General features: G+C 73.3%; 8 protein-coding genes. 7 read left to right on the top strand and 1 reads right to left on the bottom strand.

Annotated elements, in window-relative coordinates:
• Positions 1-627 precede the first annotated feature (627 nt).
• From DJ010_RS01875 to nudC, 4 genes are read left to right on the top strand one after another with little or no spacing between them, the layout of a single operon-like run.
• Positions 628-1,296, top strand: coding sequence for a lysophospholipid acyltransferase family protein (locus tag DJ010_RS01875; RefSeq protein ID WP_109691919.1), 669 nt, complete (start codon positions 628-630; stop codon positions 1,294-1,296).
• Between the two features lie 52 nt (positions 1,297-1,348).
• Positions 1,349-4,615: an ATP-dependent helicase gene (locus DJ010_RS01870; protein ID WP_109691918.1), complete on the top strand. Its 3,267-nt coding sequence runs from the start codon at positions 1,349-1,351 to the stop codon at positions 4,613-4,615.
• Positions 4,612-7,824, top strand: coding sequence for an ATP-dependent helicase (locus tag DJ010_RS01865; RefSeq protein WP_109691917.1), 3,213 nt, complete (start codon positions 4,612-4,614; stop codon positions 7,822-7,824). Before DJ010_RS01870 ends, DJ010_RS01865 begins: the two co-directional genes overlap by 4 nt.
• Positions 7,825-7,860: 36 nt before the next feature.
• On the top strand, positions 7,861-8,772 hold the full coding sequence (gene nudC / locus DJ010_RS01860) for an NAD(+) diphosphatase (protein WP_109691916.1): 912 nt from the start codon (positions 7,861-7,863) through the stop codon (positions 8,770-8,772).
• A 71-nt stretch (positions 8,773-8,843) separates the two neighbouring features.
• On the opposite strand, the gene DJ010_RS01855 is transcribed toward nudC, so the two are convergent.
• Positions 8,844-9,101: a mycoredoxin gene (locus DJ010_RS01855; protein WP_109691915.1), complete on the bottom strand. Its 258-nt coding sequence runs from the start codon at positions 9,099-9,101 to the stop codon at positions 8,844-8,846.
• Between the two features lie 71 nt (positions 9,102-9,172).
• On the opposite strand from DJ010_RS01855, the gene DJ010_RS01850 reads away from it, so the two are divergent.
• The 3 genes from DJ010_RS01850 to DJ010_RS01840 all read left to right on the top strand — a co-directional run bounded on the left by DJ010_RS01850 (position 9,173) and on the right by DJ010_RS01840 (position 12,127).
• Positions 9,173-11,242 (top strand): ATP-dependent helicase, encoded by a 2,070-nt coding sequence (locus DJ010_RS01850; RefSeq protein WP_342769460.1) that lies wholly within the window; start codon positions 9,173-9,175, stop codon positions 11,240-11,242.
• Positions 11,243-11,422: 180 nt separating this feature from the next.
• Positions 11,423-11,662, top strand: a complete 240-nt coding sequence (locus DJ010_RS01845; RefSeq protein WP_146207231.1) for a hypothetical protein — start codon at positions 11,423-11,425, stop codon at positions 11,660-11,662.
• 153 nt (positions 11,663-11,815) lie between these two features.
• Complete coding sequence (locus DJ010_RS01840) at positions 11,816-12,127, top strand: WhiB family transcriptional regulator (RefSeq protein WP_109691912.1); 312 nt, start codon at positions 11,816-11,818, stop codon at positions 12,125-12,127.
• Positions 12,128-12,137 lie beyond the last annotated feature (10 nt).

Genomic DNA, 12,137 nt, shown 5'->3' with positions numbered 1-12,137 from the left:
CCTGTGGAGACTCACGCGCCTTGTTGTGGACGACACGCCGGAACGGGAAAACTCCCGGAAAAACCTCGGAGAAACCCTTGCGCCGCTCCTCTGAACGGGCATAGAACTTCTCCCACGTCCTCCTCCGGGAGGTCGGGATCAGCCGGAAGGCGAGGATCCAATCGGCAGACGGTCCCTCACGGGAACGCGCGCCGCACGGACCGGGTGACGAGGTCCGTGGGAGCCTGGCAGATCGGCCGGATCGATCGGGAGCGTCACCAGTACCGATCAACCTGAAGGGGCCGTTGCGACTCATACTCGCAACGGCCCCTTCGCCTATTTTCACCGCGCTCCGGCTGAGCTTGCGAAGCCGGAGGACACGCGGGGAGATCGAGTAGCCGCGCCGGAGCGCGAGGAACGAGCGCACCGGCGACCGGCGTATCGAGATCCGGTGAGCTGCCCGCCGACCTCTGGGCCGGCAGAGGCGGTCTGGTGGGTCGCTCGGTCTCGACACGCGCTTCACGGCTTCGCAGGCTCAGCCGTGGCGCTGCTCGACCTGGCGCCGGATCCGGATCCGTCCTCGTTCCTCGGACGGTTCCGGGGCGCGCAGATTCGGCGGACCCGCGGGTAACCCCTAGCGTCCGGTGCGTGCTCTACCAGGTGCTCCACGCCGTCGTGCCGCCGGTGGCGAAGGCCGTGTGGCGGCCGACGGTGCGCGGGCTGGACCGGGTGCCGGCGACGGGGCCGGTGATCATCGCGAGCAACCACCTCAGCTTCGCGGACTCGGTGGTGATCCCGATCGTCGTGCCGCGGAAGGTCGTCTTCCTGGCGAAGTCGGACTACTTCACCGGCACGGGGGTCAAGGGCGCGGCGTCGAGGGCGTGGTTCGGCGGCCTCGGCATGCTGCCGGTCGACCGGGAGGACTCGGCGGCCGCGATGGGGTCGCTCCAGACCGCGCTCGACGTGCTGGGCCGCGGCGAGGCGTTCGGCATCTACCCCGAGGGCACGCGGTCGCGCGACGGCCGGCTCTACCGCGGCCGCACCGGCGTGGCCCACCTCGCCCTCACCTCCGGCGCGCCGGTCGTGCCGGTGGGACTGACCGGCACCGAGCAGCTCCAGCCGATCGGCTCGAAGCTGCCCCGGCTCGCCAAGGTGACCGTCGCGTTCGGAGAGCCGATCACCGTCGGCACCGAGTACGACGGCGTCGCGCCCGGTCGCGCCCGACGCGACCTCACCGACCGGATCATGAGCGCGATCGCGGAGCTCTCCGGCCAGGTCGAGGCCGGCGTCTACAACGACCGGCCCGTGCTGGACTGACCCGCCCTCGACCGGGTTTCTGTCGGGCGCAGGTGGTTGGCTGTGCAGTGACATGACTGCTGCCCCCTCGACCGTGCGCTACCACCTCGCGCCGCCCCCTGCCGCCGCACCGCCGCCCGAGCTCGACGAGCACCAGCAGCGCGTCGTCGACCACGCCGGCGGGCCGCTGCTCGTGCTGGCCGGGCCGGGCACCGGCAAGACCACGACGATGGTCGAGGCCATCGTCGACCGCATCGAGCGGCGCGGGGCCGACCCCGACTCGGTGCTGGCGCTGACGTTCTCCCGCAAGGCCGCCGAGCAGCTGCGCGACCGGGTCACGGCGCGGCTGGGTCGCACGACCGCGACCCAGCTCAGCGCCACGTTCCACTCCTTCGCCTACGGGCTGGTGCGGCGGTTCGCGCCCAGTGGCCTCTACGAGGGGCCGTTGCGGCTGTTGTCGGCCCCGGAGCAGGACGTGGTGCTCCGCGAGCTGCTGACCGACCACCCGGAGTCGGTGGTCTGGCCCGACCGGCTGCGCCGCGCCCTGCGCACCCGCGGGTTCGCACGCGAGGTGCACGCGGTGCTGTCCCGGGCCCGCGAGCAGGGTCTCGACGGGGCCGACCTGCGGCGGCTGGGCGAGGAAGGGGCCATCGAGGAGTACGTCGCGGCCGGGCTGTTCCTCGAGCAGTACCTCGACTCCCTCGACAGCCAGGCGGCCACCGACTACTCCGACCTGATCCGCCGGGCGCGGATCGAGGCGGAGGTGCACCGCGACGAGCTGCGCGCGCAGTACCAGCACGTCTTCGTTGACGAGTACCAGGACACCGACCCCGGCCAGGTCGCGCTGCTGCGCGCGATCGCCGGCGACGGCCGCAACCTGGTGGTGGTCGGCGACCCGCACCAGTCCATCTACGGCTTCCGGGGAGCCGACGTGCGGGGGATCCTCGAGTTCCCGAGCGCCTTCCCGACGACCGAGGGCACCTCGGCGCCGGTCGTGGCGCTGCGCACGACCAGACGTTTCGGCCCGCGGGTGCTGGTGGCGGCCCAGCGGATCGCCGGGCGGATCGGTCTGCCGGGCGCGATCGACCCGGCCGCCCGGGAGGCGTTCCTGGCGCCGGTCGCCGTCGGCGGCGGCGCCGACGACCGGGTCAGCGTGCGGACCTTCGACACCGAGCGCGCCGAGGCCGAGCACCTCGCCGACGTCCTGCGGCGCGCTCATCTCGAGGACGGCGTCGCCTGGCACGACATGGCGGTCCTGGTGCGGTCCGGCCGCGCCAGCATCCCGCCGCTGCGCCGCGCGCTCAGCGCCGCCGGGGTGCCGGTGGAGGTGGCCAACGACGAGCTCCCGCTCGTCCGTGATCCGGCCGTGCTGCCGCTCCTCGACGCGTTGCGCGCGGTCGTCAACCTCGACAACGACGACCACGAGGACGTGGCATTCGTCGACCCCGGCCGCGCCGAGGCGCTGCTCACCGGCCCGTTGGGCGGTCTCGACGCCGGCGACATCCGCCGGCTGGCCCGGCTGCTCCGCAACCGCGAGAAGGCACGTGCCCAGGCCGAGGCCGACACCCCGCGCCCGTCCGCGGAGCTGGTGCGCCTCGCGGTGGTCGACGCCGCCTTCCTCGGCGGCATCGAGGGTCACGAGGCGGACCGGGCCCGGGCGCTGGCCGCTCTGCTCGCCGCCACCCGGGAGCAGCTCGACGCCGGTGGTGACGCCGAGGACCTGCTGTGGCACCTGTGGGCCGGCACGTCCTGGCCGCAGCGGCTCCGGCGGGGTGTCGACGCCGGCGGCGCGGCAGCCCGGCGCGCGCACCGCGACCTCGACGCCGTCTGCGCCCTGTTCGAGGTCGCCGGCCGGGCCGCCGACCGCCGTGAGCACCTCGGGGTGGCGCCGTTCCTCGAGAGCCTGGTCCAGCAGGAGATCCCCGCCGACACCCTCGCCGAGCGCGGGCTCCGGGGCAGCGCCGTCCGGCTGCTGACCGCCCACCGGAGCAAGGGCCTGGAGTGGCGGCTGGTCGTCGTCGCGCACGTCCAGGACGGCGGCTGGCCCGACCTGCGCCGCCGCACCACGCTGCTGCAGGCCGACCGGATCGGCCCCGGGGTGGTGAAGCCGCCCGTCACGCCGCGCGAGCTGCTGGCCGAGGAGCGGCGGCTGTTCTACGTCGCCTGCACCCGCGCCCGCGAGCGGCTCCTCGTCACCGCCGTGCGATCGCCCGACGACGACGGCGAGCAGCCGTCGCGGTTCCTCGAGGAGCTGGTGCCCGACGCCGACCACATCCGCCACGAGGTCGGCCGCCCGCCGCGCCCGCTGTCGATGACCGGCCTCGTCGCCGAGCTGCGCCGCACCGTGGCCGACCCCGAGCAGCCCGAAGCGCTCCGCGACGCCGCCGCCCGCCGACTGGCCCGGCTGGCGGCGGAGGTCGACGGCCGGCGGCAGCTGGTGCCCGCCGCCGACCCCGCCTCCTGGTGGGGCACCCGCGCGGCCAGCCGGTCCGAGCAGCCGATCCGCGATCTCGACGCCCCCGTCCCGATCTCCGCGACGGTGCTCGACGCGATCGCCGCGTGCCCGGCCCGCTGGTTCCTCGAGAGCGAGGCCGGCGGCGTCGCACGGTCCCACCAGTCGGCCAACCTCGGCCAGCTCGTCCACGCGCTGGCCGAGCGGGTCGCCGACGGGAGCGCACCGCCCGACCTCGACGTGCTGATGGCGGAGATCGACCAGGTCTGGGACCGGCTTGACTTCCGGACGCCGTGGTCGAAGGAGCGGGAGCACAAGCGGGTCCGCACGGCACTGACCCGGTTCCTGGAGTGGCACGCGCGCAACCCGCGCGAGCTCCTGGCGACCGAGGCCCGGTTCGCGACCGTCGTCACGATGGATGACGGCTCGCAGGTGCGGATCAACGGCTACGCCGACCGGGTCGAGCTCGACGGCGACGGCCGGGTGGTCGTCGTCGATCTCAAGACCAACCGCTCCAAGCCGAGCGGACCCCAGGTCAAGGAGCACGTCCAGCTGGCGCTCTACCAGTACGCCGTCGACGCCGGCGCCCTCGACGATCCCGAGGATGGCCGCACCGGCCTGGTCTCGGGCGGCGCCGAGCTGGTGCAGCTCGGCCTCGAGGATCCTTCGACGGGCTCAGGGACCGCGGTGAGTCCGGCCACCTGCCAGGAGCAGGAGCCCCACCTGCCCGACGGCCCGGAGCGCACGGCGCTGCGCGCGCGGATCGCCGCCACGGCCCGGCTGCTGCGCGAGGAGCGCTTCCCGGCCGTCGCCGGCGACCACTGCCGCGACTGCGGGTTCCTGCCGCTCTGCCCCGTGAAGAGCCCGGGGTCGGTGGTCGAGCGATGACGCACCCCACCGACCGGGGCGCGGTCGTGGAGATCCGCACGCCGGCAGACCTGCAGCGTCTGATGCAGGCCGACTTCCCGCCGAGCGAGGAGCAGTGGGCGGCGATCACCGCCCCGCTGTCGCCGGTCGTCGTCATCGCCGGCGCCGGGTCGGGCAAGACCACCCTGATGGCCGCGCGTGTGGTCTACATGGTGGCGACCGGCCAGGTGCGGCCGGAGGAGGTGCTCGGCCTCACGTTCACGACCAAGGCGGCCGCGGAGCTGCGGCGCCGGGTCCGGGCCGGGCTGACCGCGGCCGGCGTGCTCGACCTCAAGGCAGGTCCCGACGACGAGGAGGTGCTCGAGCCGACGGTCGCGACCTACAACGCCTACGCCGCGGGACTGCTCACCGACCACGGCCTGCGGATCGGTCACGAGCCGGACACCCGCGTGATCACCGACGCCGCGCGCTACCAGCTCGGCGCCCGCGCCGTCGCCCGCTACACCGGCCCGGTCGAGAAGCTCTCCGACCACCCGCCGACCGTGATCCAGAACCTGCTTGCCCTCGACGGAGCGATGAGCGAGCACCTCGTGGGTCCCGACGAGGTGCTCGCCTTCGACGCGACCGAGCGTCGCTCGTTCGAGCGCGAGCTCGCCGCCGAGCACGCCGGCAAGGCGCGCAAGACCTACCTCGACGCGATCCGGAAGCCGATGGACGTGATCGACCGGCGGGCGGAGCTGATGGGCCTGGTGGCGTCGTACCGCCGGCTCAAGCGGGACCTCGGACTGATGGACTTCAGCGACCAGATCGCGCTCGCTGCGCGGCTCGCCAAGGACCAGCCCGACGTCGGGCGGCTGGAGCGCGAGCGCTTCAAGGTGGTGCTGCTCGATGAGTACCAGGACACCTCGGTCGCGCAGGCCACGCTGCTGGCGCGGCTGTTCGGCGGCGGCCACCCGGTGATGGCCGTCGGCGACCCCAACCAGGCGATCTACGGCTGGCGGGGCGCGTCGGTGTCCAACATCGTCAACTTCCCCGAGGTCTTCCCGGCCCGTAGCGGCCCGGTGCCGGTGCTGCCGCTGACGATCAACCGCCGTTCCGACACCCGGATCCTCGACGTGGCCAACCGGCTGGCGGCGCCCCTGATGGAGAGGTACGGCGACAAGGTCGCCGAGCTGCGCCACGGCTCGTCCGAGCCGGGGTCGGTGGGGGTGAGGGTCTTCACCACCGACCTCGAGGAGCTGGCGTGGCTGGCCGAGGAGGTCCGCGCGCTGCACGACCGCGGCACGCCGTGGGCGGAGATCGCGGTCCTGAGCCGCGACAACGTCCACGCCGAGGCGGTGTTCGACGCGCTCACCGGCGCCGACGTGCCGGTCGAGATCGTCGGCCTGTCCGGCCTGGTCCGGCTGCCCGAGGTGGCCACCGTCGTCGCCGTTCTCAAGCTGATGCAGGACGTCACCGACAACGCCTCGCTGCTGACCCTGCTGGCCGGCCCGCGCTGGGCGATCGGCCCCCGTGACCTCAAGCTGCTGGGGGAGCGGGCGCTGGAGCTCGTCGGGCGCACCGGCCGCGGCGTCGACGCCGCGTCGGTGCACGAGCAGCTGGTGGCGATCGCCGACGGCATCGACCCCGCCGAGATCCCCTGCCTCGACGATGCGCTGGCCGACCCGGGCGAGGCGCCGTACTCGGCCGAGGCGCGCGAGCGGTTCGCGCTGCTGCGCGACGAGCTGCGCCAGCTGCGCGCGGCGGTGGGCGAGCCGCTGCTCGACCTGGTCCGCCGGATCATCGACGTGACCGGGGTCGACGTGGAGCTGGCCTCCTCGGTGAGCCGCGCGGCCACGGCCCGTCGCGAGAACCTCGACCTCTTCGTCAAGGCGGTCGCCGACTTCCAGGCCGTGGACGGCGACGTCACGCTGCCTGCGCTGGTGGCGTGGCTGACCGCCGAGGACGAGGCCGGCAACGGTCTCGAGGTGGCGACCCCGTCGGAGGCCGACTCGGTCAAGCTGCTGACGGTCCACCGGTCCAAGGGCCTGGAGTGGCACACGGTGTTCTGCGTGGGGGTGGGGGAGTCGCGGTTCCCGAGCACCCAGGGCCGGTCGCTGTGGACGTCCTCGCCGTCGGTGCTGCCGGCGCCGCTGCGCGGTGACGCGCCGGACCTGCCGCGGCTGACCGGTCACGACAAGGCGGCTCTCGACGCCTACCGGGTGGCGACCCGCGAGCACGAGGCGGAGGAGGAGCTGCGGCTGGGGTACGTCGCGTTCACCCGCCCCGCGCACGCGCTGTGGGTCACCTCGTTCCTGTGGGGCACCCGCAAGACGGCCTACGGGCCGTCGAGCTTCCAGGAGCTGATCCGCGAGCTGTGCGAGGAGTGGGGCGAGCCGGTGGAGTGGCAGGACAAGCCGGAGAAGGGCGAGCCCAACCCGATGGCCGCCGTCGACCAGTCCCGGCCGTGGCCGGTCGAGGGCGTGGGGGCCGAGACCGCTCGCCGGGTCGACGCGGCGGCGCGGGTGCGCGCGGCCGATCCGAGCGCCGACGACCCGCCGCTCGACCTGGTCGAGGCCGCCCGGCTCGCCGACTGGGACGCCGAGATCGAGCGGCTGCTCGCCGAGGCCCGGCGCGACCGCAGCGCGGAGGTCGTCGTACCCCTGCCGGAGGCGCTGTCCGCGACCGCTCTCGCCCGGCTCCGCGACGACCCTGCCGGGTTCGCCGCCGACCTGGCCCGGCCGATGCCGCGACAGCCGTCGCCCTCGGCCCGGTTCGGCACCCGCTTCCACGCCTGGGTCGAGGCGCGGTTCGGCCAGCAGGGCCTGTTCGACCCCGACGACATCGCCGGGCGGGCCGACGCCGGCATCGAGGACGACGCCGACCTGAAGGAGGTGATCGCGGCCTTCGAGGCCGGGCCGTTCGCGACCCGGCCGCCGCACGCCGTGGAGGCGCCGTTCGCCGTGGTGCTCGCCGGCCAGGTCGTGCGCGGCCGGATCGACGCCGTCTACGACGACACCGACGCGGGTCCCGACCACTACCTGGTCGTGGACTGGAAGACCAACACCCGCCAGGACGCCGACCCGCTCCAGCTCGCGATCTACCGGCTGGCGTGGGCCGAGCTGCGGGGCGTGCCGGTGGAGCAGGTCCGCGCGGGGTTCTTCTACGTGCGGTCCGGCGAGCTCGTCGAGCCGCCCGACCAACCCGACCGCCCCGAGGTCGAGCGGCTGCTCAGGCCCGGCGGACCCTGACCTCGGGCCCGAGGGCCACGGCCTACGCTCGGGATCGTGGACTTCGCGCACCTCGCTCTCGCCCGCGACCCGCACGATCGCCTCGGCCTGCACCGCACCGACGACGCGTGGCTCGACGAGCGGTGGGCCGACGACGCCGCCCGGGTCCTGGTCGTCTCGGGCACCCGGGTCCGGCCGCGCGACGGGGCGCTGGAGTGGGTGCCGACCGCGAAGGCTCCCGACGGTCTCCGCATCCTCCTCGGCGACCGCGACGGCACCACCTGGTGGGCCGTGGTCGTCGACCCGGCGCTCGCCAAGGCGGAGCCGGACCAGTGGTTCCCGCTGCGCGGGCTGCTGCCGTTCCTGACGGGGGAGGCGATGGCGACCGCGCCGCTCGTCTTCCACGCCCTCGGCCTCGCCGAGTGGCACTGGGCGACCCGTTTCTGCCCGCGCTGCGGCGGCACCCTCACCTCACGGGCGGCCGGCCACGAGCTGGCCTGCGAACAGTGCGGCAAGGTGCAGTTCCCCCGGACCGATCCCGCGGTGATCATGCTGGTCACGGCGGGGGAGCCGGGGAGCGACGACGAGCGGTGCCTGCTCGGGCGGGGCGCCGTCTGGCCGACCGGTCGGTTCTCGACGCTGGCGGGCTTCTGCGAACCGGGGGAGACCCTCGAGGACGCCGTACGCCGTGAGGTGCTGGAGGAGACCGGCGTGGTCGTCGGCGAGGTGACCTACTTCGGCAACCAGCCCTGGCCACTCCCCAGCAGCCTGATGCTCGGCTTCCACGGTCGCGCCGAGTCCGAGGAGATCCGGCTCGACGACGACGACGTCGAGGAGGCGCGCTGGTTCACCCGCGACCAGATGCGTGAGGAGACCGCCGCCGGCACCCTCGTGCTCCCCGGCGGGGTCTCGATCAGCCGCTCACTGATCGAGCACTGGTACGGCGGCCCGCTGCCCGGCAGCTGGTAGCCGACGCAACGGGGCAATTCGTCGCGATCTCGCCTGTGCCGCGACGAAATTCCCCGGTACGACGGCTCGCGTCAGTTGGAACGCTCGGCCAGCTGGGCCAGGTGGGCCTTGACCTGCGCCACGGACGGGTTGGTCATCGCGCTGCCGTCGGGGTAGACCAGCGTCGGGACGGTCTGGTTGCCGTTGTTGGCCGACTCCACGATCCGGGCGGCCTCGGGCTGCTGCTCGATGTCGACCACCTCGTAGCTGATGCCCTCGCGGTCGAGCTGGCTCTTGAGCCGGTGGCAGTAGCCGCACCAGGGCGTCGTGTACATCGTGAACGAGCTCATCGGGATGTGTCGCCTCCGCGTTCTAGGGTTACATCCCGCCAACCCGAAGCCCCGAGGAGATGTTCCCCATCGTGACGAGTCACGGGTCACAGCCCGAGGACCTGTTGAACGCGCTCGACCCCGAGCAGCGGCAGGTGGCGGAGGCGGTGCGCGGCCCGGTGCGGGTGCTCGCGGGGGCCGGCACCGGCAAGACGCGGGCGATCACCCACCGGATCGCCTACGGCGTCGCGACCGGCGTCTACGCACCGACCGAGGTGCTCGCGGTGACGTTCACGACCCGGGCGGCAGGAGAGCTGCGGCAGCGGCTGCGCCAGCTCGGCGCGCCGGGCGTGCAGGCCCGCACGTTCCACAGCGCGGCACTGCGCCAGCTGCGCTACTTCTGGCCCCACGTCCACGGCACCGAGCTGCCGACCCTCACCGAGTCCAAGCTCGCGATGCTCGCCGCGGCGACCCGGCGGCTCGGGCTGCGCGCCGACCAGGCGTTGCTCCGCGACCTGGCCTCGGAGATCGAGTGGGCCAAGGTCAGCAACGTCGGCCCCGACGACTACGCCCGCGTCGCCGGCCGGCACGGGCGCAGCATCGCCGACCAGCCCGCCGACACGGTCGGCAAGGTGTTCGCGCTCTACGAGGACGTCAAGCGGGAGCAGGGCCGGATGGACATGGAGGACGTCCTCCTCTTCACCGCCGGCGTGCTGGCCTCCGACGAGCGGGTGGCCGCCCAGGTGCGGCGGCAGTACAAGTGGTTCGTCGTCGACGAGTTCCAGGACGTCTCACCGCTCCAGTCGGCGCTGCTCGACCTGTGGCTCGGAGGACGCGACGAGCTCTGCGTGGTGGGCGACCCGGCGCAGACGATCTACTCGTTCGCCGGCGCGGACGCCTCCTACCTGCGCGAGTTCCCGAAGCGCCACGCCGGCACCACCTCGATCGAGCTGGTCCGCAACTACCGGTCGACACCGCAGGTGGTGGCCGCGGCGAACACCCTCCTCGCCGGCAGCCCGAGCGCCGGGGTCGAGCTGCGCTCGCAGCAGCAGGCGGGCGCCCCGGTGAAGTACGTCGGGCACCCCGACGAGGTCGTCGAGGCCTCGTACGTCGCCGACCAGGTCGCCGCCCTCCAGCGCAAGGGCACCCCGCCGGGCGAGATCGCGGTGCTGTTCCGCATCAACGCCCAGTCCGAGCACTTCGAGGACGCGCTCAGCGACCGCGGCATCCCCTACGTCGTGCGCGGGGCGGCCCGGTTCTTCGACCGGCCCGAGGTCCGCGAGGCCGTCGTCCGGCTGCGCGGGGCGGCCCGGTCCGGCGAGCTGTCGGGCATGCCGTGGCTCGAGGCGGTGCGGGGCGTGCTCGGCGGCATGGGCTGGTCACCCGAGGCGCCGACCAGCCGTGGGCAGGTCCGCGACCGCTGGGAGTCGTGGCAGGCGCTGATGACCCAGGCCGAGGAGCTCGACGCCGAGCTCGACACCCGGGACGACCCGACCGCGCTGACCCGGTTCGTCGAGGACCTCGACCGCCGCGCGGCCGAGCAGCACGCTCCGGCCGCCGACGGCGTCACCCTGGCCACCTTCCACGCCGCCAAGGGCCTGGAGTGGGACGCCGTCTTCTGCGCCGGCGTCCAGGACGGCACCGTCCCGATCACCTACGCCGACCGGGACGACACGGTCGAGGAGGAGCGCCGGCTGCTCTACGTCGGGATGACCCGGGCCCGTCGTGACCTCACGGTCACCTGGGCAGCCGCCCGCAACCCGGGGCAGGCGGCGCGTCGACAGCCGTCCCGGTTCCTGAGCCCGTTGCTGCCGGAGCGTGAGCAGGCCACGGCGGGCGGCCGAGCCCGCAGCAAGGTGGCGCGCTGCCGCGAGTGCAGCCAGCCGCTCGGCACCGCGGCCGAGAAGAAGCGGGGGAGGTGCGCGGACCACCCGGTGCGCTACGACGAGGGGCTGTTCGAGCGCCTCAAGGCATGGCGGCTGGAGCGGGCGCGCGACGACGAGGTGCCGGCGTACGTCGTGTTCACCGACGCCACCCTCGAGCTGATCGCCGAGCACAAGCCTTCCGACGAACGGGCCCTGCGCGCCATCAACGGGGTCGGTCCGAGCAAGATCGAGCGCTACGCCGACGACGTGCTCGCGCTCGTCACCGAGGCTTCCTGAGCCTCGCTGGCCGTCGAGATCCGGCCAGCCAGGAACAAATTTCAGAAATAGTCATAAAATGGTTTGCTCCTTACATCGAAGGACCGCTAGCGTGTCCGTCACGTACTGATCGACCCGCGCACAGAGCTCTGGCAAGGCTCGCGCCCTACCGCACCTGAGGAGGTGGACACAGTGGAGAACATGCGAATCAACATCGCAGCGCCGACGTCTGTCGACGCTCTCGCGCTCCTGTGCGCCACCCCGGCCACGGATCTCCGGACGTACTCCGTCCGGACTGACGTGCGTTCCGCCGCGGTGCAGCAGGCGGCCATTTGGGCCAAGCGCGTGCGCGTGACCGCACCGACCACCGGCATGGGACACGTCGACGCATTTGGCGCCGGCACCGTCCCGGGTTCTTCGACCTGGAGCCCACCGATCTGATCTCACCAGACTCAGCTCGGCAGCCTCCAGGCCGCGGAACCCGAAACCGGGATCCGCGGCCTTCGTGTTTCTCAGGGATCTGAGAACCCACGATCGCCGCAGACCCGGATCGAAGAAATCAACGCGATCAGGTCAGAAACGAGGAGGTGAAACATGACGACCAGTGTTCTCGAGCCCACGCTGAGCAACCTGCACGACGAGGCAGAGCTCGTCGCCGAGGTGGACGCCGACCGGCTGCCGTGCCGGGTCAACGACCCGGAGCTGTGGTTCGCGGAGCTGCCCAGCGACGTGGAGTTCGCCAAGGCGCTGTGCAAGGACTGCCCGGTCCAGCAGATGTGCCTGACCGGCGCGCTCGAGCGGCGTGAGCCCTGGGGTGTCTGGGGCGGTGAGCTGTTCCTGCAAGGAGCGGTGATCCCGCGCAAGCGGCCCCGTGGCCGGCCCCGCAAGGACGCCACCGCGGCCTGACCCGGCACTC

This window comes from Nocardioides silvaticus, assembly GCF_003160695.1.
Classification (GTDB): domain Bacteria; phylum Actinomycetota; class Actinomycetes; order Propionibacteriales; family Nocardioidaceae; genus Nocardioides; species Nocardioides silvaticus.
The sequence above is the reverse complement of the archived record's forward strand: the minus strand, read 5'-3'. Positions and strand labels throughout refer to the sequence as shown.